The 23241-nt window shown below is 57.7% G+C and carries 19 protein-coding genes; 8 read left to right on the top strand and 11 right to left on the bottom strand.

Annotated elements, in window-relative coordinates:
• The first annotated feature begins 48 nt into the window (after positions 1-48).
• On the top strand, positions 49-1386 hold the full coding sequence (mepM, locus tag C7H08_RS01860) for a murein DD-endopeptidase MepM (protein WP_106670054.1): 1338 nt from the start codon (positions 49-51) through the stop codon (positions 1384-1386).
• A 31-nt stretch (positions 1387-1417) separates the two neighbouring features.
• Here the strand turns inward: mepM and C7H08_RS01855 are convergent, their stop codons facing one another.
• The 4 genes from C7H08_RS01855 to C7H08_RS01840 all read right to left on the bottom strand — a co-directional run bounded on the left by C7H08_RS01855 (position 1418) and on the right by C7H08_RS01840 (position 4668).
• A complete protein-coding gene (locus C7H08_RS01855; RefSeq protein WP_106670053.1) occupies positions 1418-2053 on the bottom strand; it encodes a response regulator transcription factor in 636 nt (211 codons plus the stop codon).
• A gap of 6 nt (positions 2054-2059) precedes the next feature.
• A complete protein-coding gene (locus C7H08_RS01850) occupies positions 2060-3580 on the bottom strand; it encodes a PAS domain-containing sensor histidine kinase (RefSeq protein ID WP_106670243.1) in 1521 nt (506 codons plus the stop codon).
• Between the two features lie 96 nt (positions 3581-3676).
• Positions 3677-4222, bottom strand: coding sequence for a hydrolase (locus C7H08_RS01845; protein WP_106670052.1), 546 nt, complete (start codon positions 4220-4222; stop codon positions 3677-3679).
• 14 nt (positions 4223-4236) lie between these two features.
• Entirely contained in the window at positions 4237-4668 is a 432-nt protein-coding gene (locus C7H08_RS01840) for a MaoC family dehydratase (RefSeq protein ID WP_106670051.1), read from the bottom strand.
• Between the two features lie 148 nt (positions 4669-4816).
• Between C7H08_RS01840 and C7H08_RS01835 the strand changes: the two genes are divergently transcribed.
• From C7H08_RS01835 to C7H08_RS01820, 4 genes are read left to right on the top strand one after another with little or no spacing between them, the layout of a single operon-like run.
• Complete coding sequence (locus C7H08_RS01835) at positions 4817-6184, top strand: malonyl-CoA decarboxylase (protein ID WP_106670050.1); 1368 nt, start codon at positions 4817-4819, stop codon at positions 6182-6184.
• Between the two features lie 26 nt (positions 6185-6210).
• Positions 6211-6960, top strand: a complete 750-nt coding sequence (gene phbB, locus C7H08_RS01830; protein WP_106670049.1) for an acetoacetyl-CoA reductase — start codon at positions 6211-6213, stop codon at positions 6958-6960.
• 11 nt (positions 6961-6971) lie between these two features.
• A complete protein-coding gene (locus tag C7H08_RS01825) occupies positions 6972-8750 on the top strand; it encodes an acyl-CoA dehydrogenase (RefSeq protein WP_106670048.1) in 1779 nt (592 codons plus the stop codon).
• Between the two features lie 44 nt (positions 8751-8794).
• The gene (locus C7H08_RS01820; protein ID WP_227663216.1) at positions 8795-10195 is read left to right on the top strand and encodes an NAD-dependent succinate-semialdehyde dehydrogenase; all 1401 of its coding nucleotides are present in this window, start codon (positions 8795-8797) and stop codon (positions 10193-10195) included.
• A 111-nt stretch (positions 10196-10306) separates the two neighbouring features.
• On the opposite strand, the gene C7H08_RS01815 is transcribed toward C7H08_RS01820, so the two are convergent.
• The 3 genes from C7H08_RS01815 to C7H08_RS01805 all read right to left on the bottom strand — a co-directional run bounded on the left by C7H08_RS01815 (position 10307) and on the right by C7H08_RS01805 (position 16702).
• Entirely contained in the window at positions 10307-11932 is a 1626-nt protein-coding gene (locus tag C7H08_RS01815; RefSeq protein ID WP_106670046.1) for an AMP-binding protein, read from the bottom strand.
• A 44-nt stretch (positions 11933-11976) separates the two neighbouring features.
• Positions 11977-13377 carry a hypothetical protein gene (locus tag C7H08_RS01810; protein ID WP_207768273.1) on the bottom strand — a complete coding sequence of 467 codons (1401 nt, stop codon included), beginning with the start codon at positions 13375-13377 and terminating at the stop codon, positions 11977-11979.
• Positions 13378-13627: 250 nt separating this feature from the next.
• Entirely contained in the window at positions 13628-16702 is a 3075-nt protein-coding gene (locus C7H08_RS01805; protein ID WP_106670045.1) for an EAL domain-containing protein, read from the bottom strand.
• Between the two features lie 297 nt (positions 16703-16999).
• Here C7H08_RS01805 and C7H08_RS01800 point away from each other — a divergent pair, with 297 nt between their 5' ends.
• Positions 17000-17452 carry a DsrE family protein gene (locus tag C7H08_RS01800; protein WP_106670044.1) on the top strand — a complete coding sequence of 151 codons (453 nt, stop codon included), beginning with the start codon at positions 17000-17002 and terminating at the stop codon, positions 17450-17452.
• A gap of 86 nt (positions 17453-17538) precedes the next feature.
• On the opposite strand, the gene C7H08_RS01795 is transcribed toward C7H08_RS01800, so the two are convergent.
• Positions 17539-18087, bottom strand: coding sequence for a rhodanese-like domain-containing protein (locus tag C7H08_RS01795; protein ID WP_106670043.1), 549 nt, complete (start codon positions 18085-18087; stop codon positions 17539-17541).
• A 246-nt stretch (positions 18088-18333) separates the two neighbouring features.
• On the opposite strand from C7H08_RS01795, the gene C7H08_RS01790 reads away from it, so the two are divergent.
• Positions 18334-19383 (top strand): cytochrome-c peroxidase, encoded by a 1050-nt coding sequence (locus C7H08_RS01790; RefSeq protein ID WP_106670042.1) that lies wholly within the window; start codon positions 18334-18336, stop codon positions 19381-19383.
• A gap of 155 nt (positions 19384-19538) precedes the next feature.
• Positions 19539-20276 carry an oxygen-insensitive NADPH nitroreductase gene (nfsA, locus tag C7H08_RS01785; protein WP_106670041.1) on the top strand — a complete coding sequence of 246 codons (738 nt, stop codon included), beginning with the start codon at positions 19539-19541 and terminating at the stop codon, positions 20274-20276.
• A gap of 12 nt (positions 20277-20288) precedes the next feature.
• On the opposite strand, the gene C7H08_RS01780 is transcribed toward nfsA, so the two are convergent.
• Genes C7H08_RS01780 through C7H08_RS01770 form a run of 3 tightly spaced genes read right to left on the bottom strand, consistent with a single transcriptional unit; the run spans position 20289 to position 23226 of the window.
• Positions 20289-20960 (bottom strand): LutC/YkgG family protein, encoded by a 672-nt coding sequence (locus tag C7H08_RS01780; protein ID WP_106670040.1) that lies wholly within the window; start codon positions 20958-20960, stop codon positions 20289-20291.
• A complete protein-coding gene (locus C7H08_RS01775; RefSeq protein ID WP_106670039.1) occupies positions 20960-22402 on the bottom strand; it encodes a LutB/LldF family L-lactate oxidation iron-sulfur protein in 1443 nt (480 codons plus the stop codon). The genes C7H08_RS01780 and C7H08_RS01775 overlap by 1 nt, the downstream gene beginning before the upstream one ends.
• Positions 22399-23226, bottom strand: a complete 828-nt coding sequence (locus tag C7H08_RS01770) for a (Fe-S)-binding protein (RefSeq protein ID WP_106670038.1) — start codon at positions 23224-23226, stop codon at positions 22399-22401. The genes C7H08_RS01775 and C7H08_RS01770 overlap by 4 nt, the downstream gene beginning before the upstream one ends.
• Positions 23227-23241: the final 15 nt, after the last annotated feature.

Raw genomic sequence — 23241 nt, 5'->3', positions numbered from 1 at the left:
ACAGGCGACGGAGCGAATTGATTCGCGAGTAGTCGGAGAGTTTTACCCATGGCTGAACAAAAAGTTTTCACGCCAACCCACAAGATTCTGTTCGTCATCGCAACGTTACTGGTGCTGGTTGCCAGCGTGTGGTCCACGCAAAGTTCGTCAGCAAAGACCCACTCGCTTTCTGACGAGAGCCTGAGCATATCCTTCGACTCAGCAGAGGCTGCCCAAGCCGAGCACGTACCCGGCCCTCAAAGTGACGCCCTGCCAGACACCGACACCGACACCGACACCAAAACAGTGCGCCATCAGGTGCAGTCCGGAGATACCCTGAGCGGTATATTCGGTGCGCTTGGCGCGCCTATGTCGGACCTGCACAAGATCATGGAAGCCGATGTCGAGTATCTGGCGCTGGCAACTCTGCAGCCCGGGACCGAATTCCAGCTGACGTTCGACACCGAAGGTCAATTCACCGAACTGGCGCTGGAGGTGGATGCCGCCCGCACCGTCTATTTCACCAGAACCGACGATGGCAGCTTTGAATACCGCAAGACTGAAGCGGAGACGCAATGGGTCTCCGAAGTGCTCAGAGGCGATATACACGGCAGTTTCTACGCGTCCGCTGTCCGTGCTGGTCTGAATGCGCACCAGATCGCGGCGGTGAGTCAGCTGCTGGAGCACAAATTGAATTTCCGACGTGACCTGAGGGCCGGTGACCAGTTTGCGGTGATCATTGGCCATGAAATGGCCGACAACCGCAGCACCGGTAAAACCCGGCTCGAAGCAGCGTCGTTAAAACGTGGGTCCAACACTCATACCGCATTCCGGTTTGAAGACGGAAACTACTATGACCAGAATGGTAAAAGTGTGCTGCCGGCGTTTCGGCGCTGGCCTACGGCAACCCGGTTTCGGGTAAGCTCCCACTTCAACCCAAGGCGGAAGCACCCGGTTACCGGCAGAATCGCGCCCCATAACGGCACCGACCTTGCCACGCCCACCGGAACGCCGATCATGAGCACTGGCGACGGCATCGTACACCGGATCGGCAATCACCCATTTGCCGGCAAGTATGTCGAAATTGATCACGGCAACGCCTACAAAACGCGCTACCTGCACCTGCATAGGATTCTGGTAAAGCGAGGGCAAAAGGTTGAGCGCGGCGACCGAATCGCACTCTCCGGCAACACCGGGCGCAGTACCGGCGCCCACCTGCACTTTGAATTGCACATTAATGGCCGACCGGTTAACCCATTAACCGCTGAGATACCCACGGCTGCGGACGTGCCCAAGGCGGTAGCCAGGCAATTTGAGGAAGAAACTTCGTTGAAGCTGGCGGTGATGGGCACAGCGGCCAGCCGGTCAAACCTGATTCTGGCCGGAGCCCGGCCATCGTTTGACTGAAGGGTGATGTCGGGACATTGCTGAACCGTGTTTACTCGGTTATGCCCTTCACGAGCCCCAACGCAATGGCCACCTGCACCAGTTCGGCAAAGGAATCGACCTTCATCTTCGCCGTCATATTGGCCCGATGGCCTTCTACGGTCTTGCGGTTGATGCCCAGTTCGTCTGCTGCTTCCTGATTCGAAAGTCCTTTGACAATCAGCTCCATTACCTGGCGCTCTCTGCGGGTCAGGTTATCGTATCGTTCGCGGATTCTGGACTGAGAGTTGCGCCGGGCGAAGCGTGTCCTGTCTTTCTCCAGGGCATTGTGGACGTGATCAATCAGCACCTGGTCATCAAACGGCTTTTCAATAAATGTCATGGCGCCCTGGGTAAGGGCCGTGACCGCCATATCGACATTACCATGGGCCGAGATCATGATGACCGGCAGTTCGATGTTGTGCTCTGGCAACTTTTTCTGGGCATTGATCCCGCTGAGCCCCGGCATGCGCACATCCATCACGATACAGCCGCTCTTGCCCTTGTCGAAACCATCAAAGAAAGCCAGCGCGTTTTCGTAGGTCTGGACGTTGAGGCCAACGGACTCCAGCAACCACTTCAAAGAGTCTCTTACATCCACATCGTCATCAATTACAAAAACCGTTTGCGCATCGTTGTTGGAGGTCATGAGTGATCAGTCAGCAATATTCAGGGTAAATGAAAAGCATGCTCCTCCCTCAGGGAGGTTCTCTGCCCATAGCTCGCCCCCAAGATTCTCTACCAATGAACGACTGATGGCCAGCCCCATTCCAAGCCCGGTTTGCTTGGTGGAGAAGAAGCGATCAAACAATCGCGACATATCCGCCTCTGAAATGCCCGGCCCCTGATCTTTGACCTGAACACGTAGTTGCCGGTGCTCATGGTGATCAACATTGATTCGTACCGTGGCAACCTTCTCCTCGCTCGGAGAATTGCTTGCTTCGATGGCATTGACGATCAGGTTCAATAGCACCTGTTCCAGCTGGATCCGGTCACCCTGAACCGGCGGCAACTCGAAGCCCGGTTCGAACACCAGTCGCACGTTGTGCCGTTCGGCCATAGATTCACAGAATTCGATCATGTCCCGGATCAGCTCCGGCAGATTGAGGCTGGTAACCACCGGTTCCTGTTTGCGGGTGAAGTCCATCATCCGGTGAATGATCTCGCCGGCTCTCAAGGCGGTTTGAATGCTGCGGGTAATCGGAACTTCCAGATCGCTCCAAGCCAGGCTACTGGCTCCGGCAAAGCGCCGCTCGATGCCCCGGAGGTAATTCACCATCGCCGACAGCGGTTGGTTCAGCTCGTGGGCCAGGCTCGATGCCAGCTCCCCCATGGTCACCAGGCGGCTGGCGTGGTCGATGTCAGCCTGGTACTGCTTCAATTGTTCTTCCGCAGCTTTTTTCTCGGTCAGGTCATGAGCAACCAGTGAAAAATACTCGATATCACCGTGCAGAGAGCGATGGGCAAGCAGCTCCAGCATCACCGGAATACGCGAGGCCTTCAGGCAGCGCATGGCCAGCTCTCCGCGCCAATGCCCGGTTTTCCGGGCGGAGGGAAAGGCTTCATCCAGCAATAAGCGGAGGCCTTTTTCAGTCACAAACCAGGCCAGAGGAAACGCGCTGTAATCGGTTTGTTCCAACTTGAGAGCATTTCGGGCGGCTTCGTTCAGGTGCGAAACCGTAAGGTCCAGATTGACAAAAATCACCAGATCCTGAGTACTTTCCAGCACTCTGGCCAACCGCCGGGTGGCTTTGTCCGCCTTGATGCGATGGGTGGCATCCCGGGAAACCACCAGGATTTCCCGGATCTCATTGGTTGCCGGGTCCCGGATGGTTCGGCTGGTGCTCTCCAGCCAGGTGTAGTGGCCGTCTTTACACCGAAAGCGGTAGGTGTGGGTGTACAGGCCCCGATCGTAATTGACGGTGGGTGCCCGTAACCGGAAGTCTTCCACGTCGTCGGGATGGTAGAGATCGTAAGCCGACATGCCGACGATCTCTTCGACACTGTAGCCCAGCAAATGCGTGACCGCAGGCGACACATAGATAAACCGCCAATCTTCCGGCGTGTGTCGGGAGATCATGTCGGTGGACTGTTCTGCCATTTCAGCCAGCAGACGGTTGCGCTCGGCATCGTCGGTCAGGGCGGTTCGCCCTTCTTCCGGTGTGCGGGTTTTCATTATCAAGAGGTTCTCCGAACCGGGATTGCCTTGTCGGAATACATTCTGACGATCTCCGGGGCCCTTGACCATCGGGTTCTCGGGCCCCGTGTTCCGTTAGCGCAGGAACTCTTTGCTGAAGGCCTTGAATTCAGCGGCATCCGAACGGCGCAGCCATTCGAACCCGACCATTTCCCGGGTCACAATTCTGGCGCCGGCCTGCTCCATTCGGCGCAGTGCCACTTCGGTGTCGAAGGGGTTACGGGCCGAAACCGCATCCGCCACCACATAGACCTCCATCCCTTTCTCCAGCAACCTGAGCGTCGATTGCAGAACACAGGCCTGCGACTCCATACCGCAAAGTACCACCTGCTTGCGACCGTGGGCCTGAAATGCCTGCTCAAAGTCCGGGTCGTCGATGCAGGCAAAAAAGGTTTTGCCGTAGATCCTATCTGGCCCCACCAGCTCACGCAGGCTTTCTTCCGTATGCCCCAGGCCATCCGGGTACTGCTCGGAACCGATCACCGGCACATCCATCAATCCGGCCAGACGAACCAGCCAGCTGCAATTCTTCACCAGTGTCTCGTGCTCGTGCACGCCGGACAGCAACCGGGCCTGCACATCAATCACGGCAACGATAGCCTTGTCTTTATCCAATAGCATAGCGATCTCCTGATTTACACCGGCCGGCGGTCGACCATGTTAGTGGCCACACCTTCAGCAACCACGTTGTCGCCGACCTTGCATACGGTTTCCAGTTTTACCCGGCGACGCTCCTCATTGATCTCAATGATTTTTGCCGAAGCCACTACCGTGTCACCAATGTGGACCGGCGCTTTGAACTTGATCTGTTGATCAATGTAGATTGCGCCCGGGCCAGGCAGACGGGTACCCAGAACCGCCGAAATCAGCGCTGCACTGAACATGCCGTGCACGATCCGCTCTTTAAATGGCGTGGTTTTGGCGTATTCCGCATTGATGTGTACCGGGTTGTCGTCACCACTAATTCCTGCAAACAGAACCACGTCTGCCTCGGTAATCGTCTTGGCGTAAAAAGCTTCCATTCCAACTTCCAGATCTTCCAGGTAGTAACCGTGTAATTCTTGCATTGTGTTTTCCTCATGTTGGCCCATACCCTGACAACATTACTGGTTTATATCCGTCAAACCAAGTATTTTTACTTGGTTTTTTCAAAATGCTCTGATAGCCTTCTTTCAACAACAAAGACACCACCGCTTTGTCCAGAGGAAACACGGTATGCAGAGCCAACCCGTAAGCATTTTCGAAAGAGCCTTCAAGAAACTGGTCCCGGGCGGGCTGGAAGCGGTAGGCCGTCGCGGTTCGGACATCATGAACATTGCCGCCGACCTCCCCGAAGCCGACATCACCGCGGTTAAAGAGTGGATAGACAACTGCCTGGCCCAGAACGGTGGTCAGGTCGAAGCCCGCAACCGCGCCGCCATGCTGGGCCGCGCCTATCTGAAGCTTTCGGTTACTGGCAAAACCCGGTTCCTTGGGCTGCTGGCCGAGCATTACGGTGTCAATGAAAGCAGCGTAGAGAAGGCCATTGATCAATGGCATAACGCAAAATCCAGCCAGAAAACCGAAGCCGCCCAGGCCTTGCGCAGGGCCCTGGAGCCCAGCCGAACCGCCCTGCTGAAGCAATTCAACGGGGTGCCATCCGGGGTTAAATTTCTGGTGGACATGCGTGATGAACTGCTGACGTTTTGCAAGGACTACCCGGCACTGAAATCTCTGGAAACCGACCTGCAGGATCTGCTGGCCACCTGGTTCGACATCGGCCTGCTGCAGCTGGAGGAGATCAACTGGCATTCCAGTGCTGCCATGCTGGAGAAGCTGATCGCCTATGAAGCCGTGCACGCCATCAAGAGCTGGAACGACCTCAAAAACCGACTGGATTCTGACCGGCGCTGCTTCGCCTTCATTCACCCGAATATGCCCGATGAGCCGCTGATTTTTGTTGAGGTTGCTCTGGTGAATGGCCTGGCCGGCAACGTTCAGAAACTGCTGGACGAAGACGCGCCGACCCAGGACATCGACACCGCAGACACCGCCATTTTCTACTCGATTTCCAATGCCCAGCGGGGGCTCGCCGGTATCAGCTTCGGCAATTTCCTGATCAAGCAAGTGGTGAAGAAGCTGCGGGACGAGTTTCCTCAGCTCAAGCAGTTCGCCACGCTGTCACCCATCCCCGGCTTCCGACGTTGGCTGGAGAACACCACCGCTGAGCAGTTGGCACACCTGCCAGGTGGCGAACAATGGCTCAGCTACCCACCACCGCGTGATCCGGTGCTCGCAAACCAGACAGATACCACCGGTGGCCAGCAAGAGGCCATCCTGAAACTGGCGGCGTCTTACCTCTGTTCCACCAAGCCCGACAGTGGCCGTGCGAACGACCCGGTGGCGCACTTTCATCTGAGCAATGGCGCCCAGGTTGCCCGGCTTAACTGGATGGCAGACACCTCGGATAAAGGCCTCAAGCAGTCGGCCGGGCTGATGGTGAACTACCTGTATGAGCTGCCGAAGATTGTTCATCGCAGCCAGCAATACACCTCGATTGGCGCTGTCTCCCAATCCTCAGCCATCAAGAAACTCTTGAAGTAACCAACCCAAAAAGGAAGGAAAACACCATGACTCATCGTATCGCTGTTGTTACCGGTGCCGCCGGCGGACTGGGCACCGCCATGTGCAAAGCTCTGGTCAACCAGGGCCGCAAAGTGGTGGGCACCCATCTGCCCGGGACCGAGTTCACCGCTGAAGCCGAGCAATGGCAAACCGACCTGCGCGAGCAGGGCATCGATGTTGCTATTTACCCGCTGGACGTGACCGATTTTGCCGGTTGCCAGGCCTTTGTTAACACCGTCGAGCAGGACCTGGGCCCGATCGACATTCTGGTCAATAACGCCGGCATCACCAACGACGCCCCGCTGAAGAAGATGCAGCCGGAGCAGTGGAACCAGGTGATCAACGTCAACCTGAACTCCATGTTCAATATGTGTCGTCAAGTGTTCGAAGGCATGTGTGAACGTGGTTTCGGCCGGATTGTGAACGTGTCTTCGCTGAACGGTGAGAAGGGTCAGTTTGGTCAGTCCAACTACGCCGCCACCAAAGCCGGCATTTACGGCTTCACCAAATCCATCGCCCTGGAAGGCGCTCGCAAAGGCGTGACCGCCAACTCGGTGTCCCCTGGCTACATCGATACCCCTATGGTTCGCAAGGTGCCGGAAAAAGTGCTGACCAGCATTGTTGACGGCATTCCGGTTGGTCGCCTTGGCCAGCCCGAGGACATTGCCCGGGCCGTGGCGTATCTGACCGCGGATGACGCGGGCTTTGTGACCGGCACCAACATGTCGGTCAACGGCGGCCAGTACATGAGCTAAGGGAGCACATCATGACAGAGTACAGAGCACCCACCCGCGACATGGCGTTTACCCTGCAACAGGTCGCCGGGTTTTCAGAAATGGCCAAAGCCTGTGGCTATGAAGATGCCACCGACGATGTGGTCGCAGCCATTCTTGAAGAAGCGGCCCGCTTTGCCGGTTCGGTGATTGCCCCGACCAATGCCAGCGGTGATAAAACCGGCGTGCGCCTGGATGCCGACCATAACGTGGTGACGCCAGCAGGCTTCCGTGACGCTTACCAGCAGTATGCGCAGAGTGGCTGGGCAAGCCTGCAGTTTGATCCGGCATTCGGCGGCCAGGGCCTGCCCTTTTCCCTGGCCATTCCGGTTCAGGAAATGTGGCATGCCGCCAACATGGCCTGGGGGCTCTGTCCTCTGCTCTCCCAGGGTGCGGTTGAAGCGCTCTCGGAAAATGCAAGCGACGCGCTGAAACAGCAGCTGTTGCCGAAAATGATTTCCGGACAATGGACCGGCACCATGAACCTGACGGAACCCCAGTCCGGTTCTGATTTGTCTGGCATTCGCACCCAGGCCCGGCCGGACGGCGATGCCTACCGGATCAAAGGCCAGAAAATCTACATCACCTGGGGCGAGCACGACATGGCGGAGAACATCATCCACCTGGTGCTGGCCCGCCTGCCCGATGCCCCTGAGGGAGTTAAAGGCATTTCGCTGTTTGCAGTACCCAAGTATCTGCCGGATCCGGGCGGTGAACCCGGAGAACGCAACGACTGCCACGCTGTCTCACTCGAGCACAAGCTCGGCATCCACGCCAGCCCCACCTGTGTGATGAGCTATGGCGATAACGAAGGCGCAATCGGCTATCTGGTGGGCGAGGAAAACCGCGGTCTGGCCTGCATGTTCACCATGATGAATAATGCTCGGCTGACGGTTGGTCTGCAGGGTGTGTCCATTTCCGAGCGGGCCTACCAGCAGGCGCGGGACTACACTTTCGAGCGAACTCAGGGTACCGCTCCCGGCGAACAGGGCATTTCTCCCATCATCCGGCACCCGGACGTGCGCCGTATGCTGATGACCATGAAATCCCTGACCGAAGCCGCCCGAGGACTTGCCTACACGGGTTGTGTCGCAGTCGATTATGCCAACGGCCGGGATCTGCCAGAGGAGCTTCAGGCCCGCTTCCAACGGCGTGCTGATCTGCTGACGCCGCTGGTCAAAGGCTGGTGCACCGAAATCGCCCAGGAAGTGACCTCCCTGGGGATTCAATGTTACGGCGGCATGGGCTTTATCGAGGAAACCGGCGCGGCGCAGCACTACCGGGACGCCCGGATTCTGCCCATTTACGAGGGCACCAACGGTATTCAGGCGCTGGATCTGATCGGCCGGAAAACCGTTCGGAACCAGGGCAAGGCCATGGCCGAGCTGATCGATGATATGCGCCCCTTCACCGGGCCGGCCCAGAGCGGTTCATTGTTCACCGCCGAGCGACAAGCCCGGTTTGACCAGGCGGTGGCCTTCCTCGAAGATGCCACCCGAACTGTGCTGGAGCGAGGAGATGACGACCGGTTTACCGGCGCCGTTGCCTTTAACTACTTGATGCTGAGCGCCACGGTGACCGCCGGCTGGCTGATGCTGAAAGCCGCCACCACGGCCGCGCAGTCGCAACCAGAGCAGAGCTCGTTTGCATCCAGTAAGCTGGTGACCACTAACTTCTATATTGACCACATTCTGCCGCGCTGTTCAGCCTATCTGACCGCGCTACGATCCGGTGACGACGCTATCATGGCGCTACCGGAAACAGAGTTCTGATATCAGCCAGAAGGTAAAACTTCATGTACATAGACGGAGAATGGATGACCGGGCGCCCCGAGTTCCCGGTCACCAACCCGGCGACGGGTGAAATCATCGGGCAGGTTCCCGATTGCACCGATCAGGATATTGAGGCGGCCATCAGGGCCGCCGATCGTGCCTTTAAAGAGTGGAAAACCACCACCGCCTATCAGCGCTCCCAACTGCTTTACCGGGCCTGGGAATTGATGATGCGCCAGAAACGCGCGCTCGCCGAGTTGATGACCCGCGAGCAAGGCAAACCGCTAAAGGCCTCCCTGAATGAAGTGCAGTACGGTGCTGATTTTCTGTTGTGGTTTGCCGAAGAAGCCAAACGCATGTACGGACAGATCATTCCCTCCGCCCGTGAAAACCAGCGTTTCCTGGTGCAAAAAACCCCGGTCGGCGTGGTCGGTGCCATCACGCCCTGGAACTATCCGATCTCGATGATCACCCGTAAGCTGGCCCCTGCCCTGGCGGCCGGTTGTACGGTGATTCTCAAGCCGGCTGAAAGCACGCCGCTGTGCGCCAAAGCGATGATGGAAATCTTTGCCGAAGCCGGCTTTCCGCCGGGGGTAGTTAACCTGATCACCGTGCAGAACCCGGCCCGGGTGGGCGAGGCCTTCTGCACTGACCCACGCATCCGCAAACTCACCTTTACCGGCTCAACCCCGGTCGGCAAAGAGCTGAACGGTCTGGCCGCGGCCAACATGAAACGGGTCTCCATGGAGCTCGGCGGCCACGCGCCGGCCATTGTGTTCCCGGATGCCGACCCGGTTCATGCCGCCAAAGGCCTGGCTCTGGTCAAGTTTCTCAACACCGGCCAGGCCTGCATCAGCCCCAACCGGATTTTTGTTCACCAAGACCAGGCCGAGCCCTTTATCAGAGAGCTGAGCAGTCGCGCCAGTCGTCTGGTGGCCGGAAACGGCATGCATGACGGCACGGGCATCGGCCCGCTGATCAACGAGCTGGCCATCCAGAAAGTCGATAGCCAGGTCAAAGATGCGGTTGCCCGGGGCGCCAAGGTGGAAACCGGCGGCCACCGGTTGACGGACAACGGCCTGGCAGATGGGCATTTCTACGCACCGACCGTGTTGTCTGGTGTGACGCCGGCCATGAAAATCTATCGGGAAGAAACCTTTGGTCCGGTGGCACCGGTAATCACCTACCGCACTGAAGACGACGTCATTGCCATGGCCAACGACACCGAATACGGATTGGCGGCCTACCTCTACAGCAACAACATGGCTACCGCCATGCGCGCCTTTGAAGCGCTGGATTTTGGCATCATTGGCATCAACGACATTAACCCCACCAGCGCTGCTGCGCCCTTTGGCGGCATGAAGAATAGCGGTCTCGGCCGGGAAGGTGCGCAGGAAGGCATTGAAGAATATCTGGAAACCAAACTGGGCGGCTTCGCCATCTGATTAACCCGTTCCCCGTTCTGCCCGGCTTCACGCCGGGTTTTTTTGTGCCCAAAAAAAAGCCCCCGGCATTTGCCGGGGGAACATAGCTACAACGTTAACACCAACCCACCTCTAAGCTGTCAGCTGACCTCTGAGCACATGCTTCTGCAGTTTGCCGGTGGAGGTCTTGGGCAACTCATCGGCAAAAATGATCTTCTTGGGCACCTTGAAGCCGGCCAGATTGGCTCGGCAATGGGCCACGATGTCATCTGCGGTCAGATCATCGTGACCCGCTTTCAGAGTAATGAAAGCGCAGGGAATTTCACCCCAGTGATCATCGGGCGCCGCCACAACAGCGGCTTCCAGCACGGCGGGGTGATCATAAAGCGCACTTTCCACCTCGAGGGTCGAAATGTTCTCACCACCGGATATGATAATGTCTTTGGACCTGTCCTTGATTTCGACGTAGCCGTCCGGGTGCCAGACACCCAGGTCACCGGTATGGAACCAGCCGCCTTTAAGTGATTTGGCGGTTTCCTCCGGGTTGTTCAGATATCCCTTCATCACGGAGTTCCCGCGCACAAACAGCTCACCAATGGACATCCCATCCTTGGCAACGGGCTGCAAGGTGCCGGGGTCAGCCACCATCATGTCGGTCATCGACAACGACAAAATGCCTTGACGCGCCATTTTCGCCGCTTTGTTCTTACCGTCAAGTGAGTGCCATTCGTCCTGGAATTCACAAATCAGGCTGGGGCCGTAGGTTTCCGTCAAGCCGTACAGATGCACCACCTTGATCCCCATCGACTCCATGGCCTCAATGGTCGCCGCGGGGGGCGCCGCGCCACCGGTGGCCGCGGTAACCTGCTGCGTGAACGCTTGCTTGTGCTCTTCGGGCGCGTTAATCAGCATGTTCAGCACCACCGGCGCAGCGCAGAAGTGCGTGACACCATGGCGGGCCAGTGCATCAAACACCGGCTGGGGTTGGGGCGCACGCAGGCAGACGTGGGTACCCGCCACCGCCGTGACCGCCCAGGGATAGCACCAGCCGTTGCAGTGAAACATCGGCAGTGTCCATAGATAGACTGCGCCTGACGGCAAGCCGAAACCGATGACATTACTCAGCGCATTCAGATGTGCGCCCCGATGGTGATACACCACGCCTTTCGGGTTGCCGGTGGTCCCGGAAGTGTAGTTCAGCGCAATCGCCTGCCACTCATCGTCTGGCATATCCCAGACAAAACCGTCATCACCCGTGGCCAGCAGGCCCTCATAGGTCATCTTGCCAATCCGTTCGCCGCCGTCGAAATTGACGTCATCAACGTCAATAACGATCGGTTTGGCGTCACAGCCCATCAGTGCTTCACGAGAGCGATCGTGGTATTCCGTGTCGGTAAAGAACACCTTGGCACGGCCATGATTGAGCATGAAGGTCATGGTTTTCGAATCGAGCCGGGTGTTTTGAGCATTCAGTACGGCCCCGATCATCGGCACCGCAAAATGCAGCTCCAGCATTTCCGGAATGTTGGGCAACAAGGCGGCTACCGTGTCACCTTTGCGAACCCCGAGCTTGCGCAGCGCCGATGCCATCTTCAGGCATCGCTGGTAGGTTTCCGCCCAGGATCGGCGGATATCACCGTGGATGACGGCCGTGCGCGAAGGATGCGCCAAGGCGGTTCTTTGGATGAAGGTGAGCGGAGTCAGTGGCGTGTAGTTTGCCTCTGCCTTGTCCAGCCCAAGCTCAAACATATTTTCCATTTTTGTTAACCTCTTGTGATTCTGACGGTAGCGTTAGCCCGGCCTCAATTCCAATCTTTCTCGGCTTCATCGGCTGTGGCATCGGCCTTTTTGTGCGTTGCTATATAGACGTCGGCAAACCAGTTCTTTTCCAGGAAAAACCAGAGCACAAGACCGACACCCAGACCCCAGGCAGCGCCCTGGACGGCCAGTACCGAGCCAACAATAACGGCTATGCCACGCTCAAGATTGGTTTGACGATCCAGCATTTCGATAGCCAGGTAACCGCACAGGTAGCCCTGAATCAGCAGCGTCAGTGCCATACCGATATTGAGTCCCGGCTTGAACAGGGTCACTACAGGCACCAGCACAATGGCAATGGTCATGCCCCAGTAAAGACTGGTCGCCCCACCCCAGTAGCTGTCCATCGCCTTGCGGGGATTATTCATATAGCGGTTAATCACCAACGCCTGCCCACCGGTCCAGGCAGGGCCCGACAAGCTAATGAAGGGTGCAAAGATTGCGTGCACCAAGTTGCGAATTCCAACAATGATACTGTTGCGGCGTGGGCTGAATACCAGTTTTTCGTCCTTACGGACCTCGTCGGCATTCTTGAACAGGGAGTCCATCACCAGAATGTCACCGAAGGCAATGATGTAAGCGGCCACGGCCAGCGGTATGGCATCAATGAAGTATTGCAGTGGCGGCATGCCCAGCCCGAACACGCTGTAGTCTCGCAGGATGGTACCTATCGGAATGGTGGAGAAACCCCATTCAATCACTGGCACATCGACCTCACCGATGATGATGCCCAACACATAGGCAATCAGGAACGGGACGGCAATACCGTATTGTGCAACGAAACGGAAGAAACCGTAACGAGCACGCAGGGGAGCTGCGGTTTCTGAAAACAACATGAAGAACCCCAGCACGGCGCCGGTCATGATGGTTATCGGCATGGTCCACACCCGGCCATCGGCTCCGAACTCGCCCATGATGGCGGAAATACCGGCACCAATCAGAATCCCCGACTTCAGTGATGCAGGCATTTTCCGCACCAAGGCATCGGCACCTTTGAACACCCCCAGGCCAAGGAAGATCACCGCGACGGTTATCTGTAGCGCAATTAACGCCAGTATTCTGGCTTCTCCTTCTGGGTAGCCCATCAGGAAAGCGATATACAAAGGAATTCCGGCGGTAATCCAGCCGGCAACGGTGGGGTCGCCAAAGTGCGTGTGCACCAGGTACAGCATGTTGTTGATCAGTACAAAGGCAACGGCAATCTCGAACGGAATGCCCAGCACCGAGGTCATCAGTGCCGTAATACTCAGAGGGACAACACACAGGATTGCACCCTGCAGAATGTCCGGGATCTCTATCTTGTAGTGCACAAAGGGCACGCGCAGCTTCAACGCACCCAACGCCGACGGCTGTTCACCGCCTGTTGGCCTTTTTTTTAACGACATTATTTTTGTTCTCCATCCAACGGAATTTGGGAATGCGACAACAGGGGGACTGCACCCCTGCGGAAATACTAGGCACTAGCACCCGACTAATCAATGGTTTTTACTTGGTTTATCGAGTATTTTTTATCGGCATGCTAGGAAAAATAGATTAGCGGGATCTATTTTGTTTTTTTTCAGAGGGTTAGATATTGAAAGAACAACGATGGAGTTCGAGCAGGCAAGGGAATCGGTGGGAATTAGGGCGCGGGGTTCAGAACACCTCAGGCCCCGGGCGCCCAAACAAATAGCCCTGGAAGTGATCGCAGCCATGGGCAACCAGCCAGTCACGCTGGGCTCCGGTTTCCACGCCCTCGGCGATGACCTCAAGACCCAGGCCCTGAGACAACCCGATGATGGAATCCACAATCGCGGCGCTCGCCGGATTGGTGGTCACGTCGCGGACGAATGACTGGTCAATCTTGATCTGGTCCAGCGACAACCGCTTCAGATAACTCAGTGACGAGTAGCCGGTGCCAAAATCGTCCAGCGAGAACCGAACGCCAAGTCCTCTGATTTCGCTCATTACCTGGGCAACCCGCTCCGGATCCTCCATCAGCAGGCTTTCCGTCACTTCCAGCTTCAACAACCGGGGCGGTGCGCCGGTCTGCCGTATAATGGTGGCCACCTGCTCGGTGAAGCCCACGCCCTGAAACTGCACCACGCTGACGTTCACCGCCAGCTGCCAACTCGCCTTGGCAGGATCGTCCTGCCAACGGGCGAGAGTCTGGCAGGCCTGTTCCAGCACCCAACGACCAATCGGAAGGATGAGTCGGCTCTTTTCCGCCAACGGAATAAACACCGCGGGCGATACCATACCCCGTTCCGGGTGCTGCCAGCGTAACAGCACTTCATATCCCACGCGGGTATCGGGGAATTGCACCTGGGGCTGGAAATACAGCACGAACTGATTTTCTTTCAGCGCGCTGCGCAGCTGGTCTTCCAACAACACGTGTTCAACCACCTTCGCCTGCATTTCCGGGTTAAAAAAGGCAATGCGATTGAGGCCGGCGTGTCTGGTCTGCTCCTTGGCCTGTTGGGTGGCCTGTTCGGCGCGCTGAAGTTGCTGATCATAATGAGCAACAACGTGACCAATGATGCTGATCCCGATGCTGACATCCACCTGTACCAGATGGTCGGCCACCTCAACCGGACTGGCAAAGGCTATCAGGATTTTCTGGGCCACCAATTCGGCCAACTGTGCGGATTCCTCCTCTGAGGCATCCAGTGAGGGCAGCAGTACCCCGAACTCATCGCCGCCGATACGCGCCAGCGTGTCGTTTTCCCGCATGATCATCGACAGTCGGCCCGCCAGCGTCTTGAGTACCAGATCACCCACGTCATAACCCCGGGAATCATTGACCGCCCGGAACTGCTCGATATCCAGATACAGCAAGGCGGCATGGGTACCGTTGCGATTATTGGACCGGCCCACGTCGGCAATGCGTTCTTCCAGCAGCGCCCGGTTGGCAAGCCCGGTCAGCGAATCGTAGAAAGCCAGTCGGTGCACCTGGCGTTCCGCTTCCTTACGGGTGGTGATGTCGTGAAAGGTACCCACGTAATTAAGGATCGCACCAGACTCTCCCGGCACTGCCGTCACCGTCAGCCATTCCGCAAACACCTGGCCATCCTTGCGCCTATTCCAGATTTCGCCTTCCCAGGAACCGGTCTGGTTCACCCGGTTCCAGAGCTGCTGATAAAAGGCTTTATCCTGGATGCCAGACTGCAACATGCGAGGGGTCTGACCCACCACCTCGTGTTCTTCATAGCCCGTAATTCGGGTGAAGGCCCGGTTGGCGCGGAGGATCACACCCTGGTGATCGGTAATGATGATGCCCAGATGGGTTTCAAACGCCGTCGAGGCAATGCGCATCTCAGCTTGTTGCAGCTTGCTGTCGGTAATGTCCTGCACCAGCGCCAGAAACCCGCTGCTCTGTTCCTCACCCTCCGGGATAGACGCCACCCGCGCTTCAAAGTGCCGGGCCTCGCCATCCATAAACAACTGGTAATCAAAATTCCGGGGTTGCCGATGGTTGGCAACATCTTCTTTGATCCGGTCAAACCGGCTGGCCAGTTCCGGTGGAAGCACGTCGTGATAGTTGAGGCCCACCATCTCTTCCGGGGGCCTTAACAGATGGGTTTTATCAACCGCATGCACAAAGTCGAACGTGCCCCGCTGGCCAATCACAAAGACCATGTCCGGTATCGAACCGACCAGCGCGCTGAGCTTGGCGGCGTTGCTCTGGGCATCCTGCTGCAGATTTTTCCGGGTTTCGTTTTCGATCACCAGCGACTGTTCCAGCCGCATTCTTCGATAGAATTGCTGCAACAGGACAAGTCCGATGAGGGCGCTCAGCAGAATGCCGACACCGGCAATCACCATACTCTGGCGCCAGCCTTGCAGAGCAACCGCCGTTTGCTCTCCAACCACCACAATGTAGGGCAAACCCTCAACTCGCCGGAAAGTGTAAAAGCGGTCTTCATAGTCCACCGGTGAGGCAGTAATCACTTGCCCCATGGCTTTTGCACTGTCGATGAAGGCCCGGGTATGGGGTTCCTGAATGCGAGTTCCGGTCAGATCTGGGGCCCCGGTTCGCAGGGAAACCGGAAGTCGGGCCACCAGCATCATGTTCTCGTCAATCAGGGCAAGGCTTTCACCCTCCGACAAGGACAGCCCGTCGACCGACCGGACAAGCAGGTCCGGGGATTGTTTCACTACCAGCAACGTGTTGACCACACCCGAGACCGACCGGAGCTTACGCACTCGCCAGATGGACAGCGTTCCGGTTTCAGGATCGATATGCAGGGGCGTCACCACATCATCGTTATCACTCTTATTCAAAAAGCGTTCGATAAAATCCCAGGCCGGCGCCTGATTCGTGGCTGTCGAAGACAATGAGGAGTAAAGCAGTCTGCCATCGAGACCGGTCACAAAAAATGCCTCTATAAACCCGGCATCGCGGATTTTCTCGTCCAGTAATCTCTCGATACTTTCAAGCCCCGCCTTCGCGCCAAACCCCGGCTCTTCGATTAAAGGTTCGACAAACGCGGCAATGGTGCGCAGGCCGAACTGGCCCGAGAGAAAGCTGTTGGCAACAAACGCAGTGGCCAGGTCAGCCCTGGCCTGAGACCGGTCAAACGCGACCTGGTGCGCCTGCTGATAGGCCTTGCGTTCAATAATGCCAGCGCAAACCAGCAGCACCAGCAAGGCGAGCAGGTACAGCAGTAAAGGCTGTGCTTTTGAGAAAGCGCGTTTTTGGGGTGAAATCTGAGTGTCTGTTTCGGTCATCCGGCTATTCATGGGTCGTTATCAGGTGGCGATACGGCAACCGTTTAGCGGCTCGACTGTGCTTTTAACCGCGGCCCCTTCCTGAACCCGCAGTCTCTCTACTATAGTTGATGACAGCGGTAGCTGTAGGCTTTTATTCCGGCGTTCCGGCACACGCTGCTTTCGCCAAACCAAAGAGACCTCATGGAACTGCCCCGACAGGCAGGCCTTACCCTCCCGACAGTGACTTTGTCACTGACGACATCCGTAACGAGTCCTTATAGTGAGTCCGACAACCTCAATCAAGGAGCTCTACCCATGACTAACATGCTCAAACTATTCACCCTCGCCCTTCTGATCGCTCTTGCCCCAATGCACGCCATGGCAAGCAACCACTCGAACAAAGGCAACAACGTAGACGAAGTGCTGGTGATTCTGTCCAGTGATTCTACCCAAACCCAGGGCATGGCGATGGTACTGTCAAACACAATGGCCGAGCAGGGCGCCAGGGTGAACGTGCTGCTGTGTGATGAAGCCGGCGATCTGGCGCTGAAATCCTACGAGGGCGAAGCCCTGGCACCGCGCAACGTAACCCCCGGTCAAATGCTGCGCGGCCTGCTGAAAGCCGGTGGCACCGCTAAAGTTTGTGCTCTCTACCTGCCCAACAGCGACCATGCCAAAGATGACCTGATCGAGGGTGTTGGCGTTGCCATGCCGCCGGAAATGGCTGGCCAGATGCTGGACCGAAAGATCCGTACCTTCACGTTCTGAGGCTGAACCAACACCAGACAGACGCAAAGCGCCAGCCTCTAAGCTGGCGCTTTGCGTTACAGAGCAATCAGTATTGCTGCACGTTGTTATTGCGGACGATAGATTTTCTCTGAGTTGGCTTTAGTGGACCAGGGCATGCCCGAATTCTGCCAGCCATTCTGCAAGCGCATGCCTTTATGCGGGCCTTCTTTCAGAGAGTCACCCTGGAAACCGTGATCCACATACTTTACGTTGGTAAAGCCACGTTCCAACAGGTAGTCGGCACTGGGCTTGCCCCGGGCCGAGCCCGAACGACACATGGTGATAATCAAGGCGTCACGACCCAAGCCTTTTTCGGCCAGTGCCACATCCACCTGCGCGACAAAGTTCTCGTTGATGTCCATGGCGAACACCGCCTTTTCTTCATTGAACCGGGAACGGTCCACCACCCGGAAAGGGATGTTCAGATCGACCGCATCGGTAAAACCGATGAACATTATTTCCACCGGATCCCGAACATCGATAAACAGCACCTGATCACCCTCTTCCTGAACCAGCTCCAGTGTTTCCTGCGGTGTCACGGCCAGGGCTTCTTCGGCTTGCACGCTCGCAACCAGGCCGAAACCCAGCAGCATTGATAACAATAAAAACCTCATAGCAATCTCCTGTTTTGCGTCCAGACTGAGACCAGGAGCATAACGATATAACCACAAACATAACAGCGAGCGACGAAGATCTCAGGGCGGCCAAATGTCGCACCCGGGTGCCGGGTCATCTCACCATCATTGAAACTTGACGGGCATCAACTTTTATCCCGTGTTTCCCGGTTTCCCGTGCAGATTTCAGCTGATTTGTTAACTTGGTGTAAGGACACCAATATGTCGCATAAAGAGAGAATAGTTATGATTAAACGCACCCTGGTAAAAGCCCTGGCTCTGAGCCTTGGCGTGATGGCCGGCACCGTGGCCGCCGACGATCTGATGGACAGAGCGCAGGGCACGTTCGAGCCCATTCCCAAGTACCCGCCGGTTATTGACGGCAATGAGCTGACCCAGGCCAAGGTCGAGTTGGGCAAGATGCTGTTCTTTGAACCGCGGCTGTCTTCCAGCCACCTGATCAGCTGTAACACCTGCCACAACGTCGGCATGGGCGGTGACGACTACCTGCCCGTGTCTATCGGCCACGGCTGGCAGAAAGGCCCGCGTAACTCCCCGACCGTGTTTAACGCGGTGTTCAACGCGGCCCAGTTCTGGGATGGCCGCGCTGCGGATCTGGCTGAGCAAGCCAAAGGCCCGGTGCAGGCTGGCGTGGAAATGAGCAGCACCCCGGAGCGGGTAGTTGCTACCCTCAAGAGCATGCCTGACTACGTCGAGCGGTTTGAGGATGCCTTCCCGGGACAGGGGGATCCAGTCAGTTTTAACAACATGGCCGTGGCCATCGAAGCGTTCGAGGCGACCCTGATCACACCGGATTCGGATTTCGACAAATACCTGCGCGGTAACGCAGACGCCCTGAACGAGCGGGAAAAAGAAGGTCTTGCCCTGTTCATGGATCGCGGTTGTACCGCCTGCCACAGTGGCGTGAACCTGGGCGGCCAGGAATATTACCCGTTTGGCCTGGTGACTCGCCCGGGTGGCGAGATTCTGCCTGAAGGTGACAAAGGCCGGTTCGCGGTTACCGCCACCGCCTCTGATGAATACGTGTTCCGGGCCTCCCCGCTGCGCAACATCGAGTTGACAGCCCCTTACTTCCATTCCGGCGCGGTCTGGAGCCTGGAAGAAGCGGTTGCGGTTATGGGCACTGCCCAGCTGGGTACCGAGCTGAAGGACAACGAAGTGGACTCCATCGTCGCCTTCCTCAAATCCCTGACCGGTACCGTGCCTGAAATCCGTTACCCGATCCTGCCGCCAAGCACTGGCAGCACCCCACGACCGACCGACATGATTCAGTAATCACTGGATCAACCGTCACCGTTTTACGCGCGCCCTCCGGCGCGCTTTTTTTGTCTGTCACAAACTCGATAAGCACAAGTGCCCACCTTTGTCCGGTTGTGTCCGTCCTGATAAGCAAGCTATCGTCTATTTTTCCCCTACACAGCCGAGGCCCTATGAACCCGACAATCAACCTGCTGAAATCCCATCGCTCGATCCGGAAATTCAAGGATCAGCAGATCCCCCGGCAGCTGCTTGAAGCACTGATTCAAGCCGGCCAGAGCGCAGCCACCTCCAACCATGTACAGGCCTACTCCATTATTCACGTGGTCAACCCGGCCAACCGCCAACGCATTGCCGAGTTGGCCGGCGGTCAGCCCTACGTGGCCAACAGCTCGGACTTCCTGGTGTTCTGTGCCGACATGAAGCGCTCAACCGACGCGGCCGAGCGGGCCGGCGCCGAGGTGGTAAGGGGCATGACCGAACAACTGCTGGTAGCCAGCATCGACGCCGCCCTGATGGCGCAGAACGTGTTGATTGCGGCCGAATCGGCGGGCCTGGGCGGTTGCTACATCGGCGGCATTCGCAATAATCCGCAGGATGTCAGCGACCTGCTGAAACTGCCGGACAACGTGTACCCGGTATTTGGCCTGTGTCTGGGTTACCCGGACCAGAATCCGGAAGTGAAGCCGCGCCTGCCACTGGCGGCGATACTGAAACAAGACTACTACGACGATGCCGAAGACCAGGCGCTGGTGGCCCGCTTTGACGACACCATGGCCCGCTACTACAGCCAGCGCACCGGCAGCAACAAAAGCACCAACTGGTCCGAACAGCTCAAGCCGCTGTTCACCAGCAAACTCCGGCCGCACATGAAAGCCTTCCTGAACAAGCGCGGCTTCGGATTGAAATAGCCGCCAGTCAGCTCAGGCGTCTTCTAGAATCAGCACCACCAGCTCTTTCGGGCCGTGCGCGCCGTAGGCGAGAACCTGCTCGATGTCGGCGGTTTTCGACGGCCCGGAAACGAGCAACAGGTTGGTCGGCAACCCGGCCGACCAGTGCTGTCTCTGCATCATGGCGTAGAGGTTGTCTTCAATCTCACTGGCCTTGAGCAAGGCAATATGCAGCGGCGGCAGCAGGCTCATCAGGCGCGGCTCGTGCCGGTCCGGCCAGAGCACTAATGAGCCGGTGGCGGCAATACCGCCCGCTGAACCAGTGAGACTGGCATCTACCTGCCAGAACAGCTCTTCTTTCCAGTCCTCAATAGGGCGGTCATAGGCCCGCAGATCCTGAGTTGCACCGGCGCTTTGCCAGTGCTGCGCCAGTTGCTGACCATGGTCGGTGCCCGGGGCATAGAGCAGATTGCCGAGATTCCGGCTGTCCAACAGCTGCTGCACCTTGGCAGGCCAGTCTGCGGATGCCAGTTGATGAACCTCGGTGTGCACGGCCTCCATCAGAGTACGTAAACGCAGGATGCGATCTTCCGGCGCGTACAGCCAGGGTTCGGTCACCAGCTTGTCATCGAAGTCATCCGGCCGTGGCGCAGTGCCGGCCAGGCCAGCCCGGAGTTTGTTCAGGATGTTGCTGCGGGCGCTCATCACTGGCCTCCCTTGTTCAAGTGTTGTTTGGCCAGATCGTGCAGGGATCGTCGCGCCGGCACCGGTGCTGTGTGGTTGTCGGTCCAGGGGCCGACGTTCTTCGGCGCCAGCACCCGCAAACGGGTCGCTCCCCACAGGAACAGTTTGTATAAACCGGGCCGGGTGTTCAGCGTCTTCCAGAGCCCCCACAACCGTCGTTCCCCCGGCGAATATTTAGCCCCACCGTCTTTCACTTGCGGCTGCTCCGCCGGGCTTTTCACGTTTTCCTGGCGCAAACGCTGCAGCAATTCCGGAATCGGAATTTTCACCGGGCAGACGTCACCACAAGCGCCACACAAAGACGAGGCACTGGGGTGGTCCGGCACCTGGTGCAGCCCCACCATATGCGGCGTAATGATCTTGCCGATGGGGCCGGGGTAAACCTCACCGTAAGTATGGCCACCCACCCGGGTGTACACTGGGCAATGGTTCATACAGGCACCGCAGCGGATGCAATTCAGGGTCTGGCGTAGCTGGGCATCGGCAAAGGCACCGCTGCGGCCATTGTCCAGCAGCACCAGGTGCACCTCTTCCGGGCCATCCAGTTCGTCTGCTTTACGCGGGCCAGAGATCATGTTCACGTAGGTGGTGATGGGCTGACCCAGCGCCGAGCGGGTCAGCAGGGACAGCAGCGGTACCACATCGCGCAGATTACCCACCACCTTTTCAATTCCGGTAACCGCCACATGCACCGGCGGCGCCGTGGTGCTCATGCGGCCGTTGCCTTCGTTCTCCACCAGCAGCAGAGTACCGGTTTCGGCGATGGCGAAGTTGACGCCCGACACACCCACGTCCGCTTCCAGAAATTTCTTGCGCAGGGTGCGACGGCCAATCTGGATCAGCTCGTTGACATCCTCGGTCTCATCCACGCCCAGTTTGTCGTGGAACAGCTTCGACACCTGCCGGCGGTTCTTGTGGATGGCCGGCATGATGATGTGAGACGGCTTTTCGCCATCAAGCTGGACGATGTACTCGCCCATGTCCGATTCCAGGCACTCGACGCCGCGCTCGGCCAGGTAGTCGTTCATCTCCATTTCTTCACTGACCATGGATTTGCCTTTCACCACCTGCGTGCCCTGCCGGGACTCGATGATGCCATGGACAATGCGGTTGGCCTGCTCCGTGGTCTCCGCCCAGTGAACCTTGATACCGTTTTCTGTGAGTTTGGCCTCCAGCTGCTCCAGCAGATCCGGCAGCTGCGACAGCGCCCGGGCCTTGATGTGGTTGCCCAGTTCCCTCAGGCCTTCACGCTCCTCTTCATCTGGGAAGGCATCGGCCCGCTTCTGCATCAGCGAGTCCATGGCGACCCGAAAGTTGGTACGCAACTGGCCGTCGGCCAGCGCTCCAACGGCACGGTCCCGGAAGCTGTCAGTCAATTCGGTAACCGGAATACGCTGGCTCATGAGCTGACCTCCCCGCTGACCCGTTCCCACAGAAAACTGGCCAGATGCCGGCCGCGAAAAGCCTGTTGCTGCTTGTCCAGAGAACCGTTGATATTGAGCAGGCACCCACCGTCAGCGGTCACCATTTCGGCCGCGCCTGACTCTCTCAACGAACGGGTTTTATCCAGTACCATGGCGCCGGACACTTCCGGCATGCGCACAGAGAAGGTGCCGCCGAAACCGCAGCACTCGCTTTCATGGTCATGATCCAGGCGCTCCACGTTGCTCAGCTTGCCCAGCAGTTCCCGGGCATGCAGATGAGTGTTCATTTCCCTGCGCGCGGAACAGGAGGTATGCAGGGCAATCCGGGTCGGCTGGCCCAGATCGTGCCACTGCACCTTGCACACGTGCAGCAGGAACTCGGTGAGCTCGAAGGTGCGCCCGGCCAGATCAGCCACCCGCTTGAGCGTCGCCGGCTCATCGGCAAAGACTTCCCGGTAATGCTGGCGAAACATGCCGGCGCAAGAGCCGGACGGCACCACCACCGGCAGGCCGTTATCAAGAAGATTCAGTTGAGCCCGCGCCACGTCCCGCGCTTCGTTTACGTAACCGGAGGTCCAGGCTGGCTGGCCACAACAGGACTGTTCCTGAGGAAAGTGCACGCGCAAGCCTTCCCGCTCCAGCAATCGGATGGCGTCCAGCCCCGCTTCCGGAAAAAACAGATCCATCACGCAGGTGCCGAACAAGGTGACTTCCGCCGGCTTTGCCGGATACACCCGGGGTGCTGATCGCTCGGGGGCTACCCGGGTCGCGTTGGGTGCGGCATCGTAGAACAGTTCACTCATCAGTCATTGCCTCCG

It is taken from the genome of Marinobacter halophilus (assembly GCF_003007685.1).
Classification (GTDB): domain Bacteria; phylum Pseudomonadota; class Gammaproteobacteria; order Pseudomonadales; family Oleiphilaceae; genus Marinobacter; species Marinobacter halophilus.
This window is presented reverse-complemented; position numbering and strand designations above follow the sequence as displayed.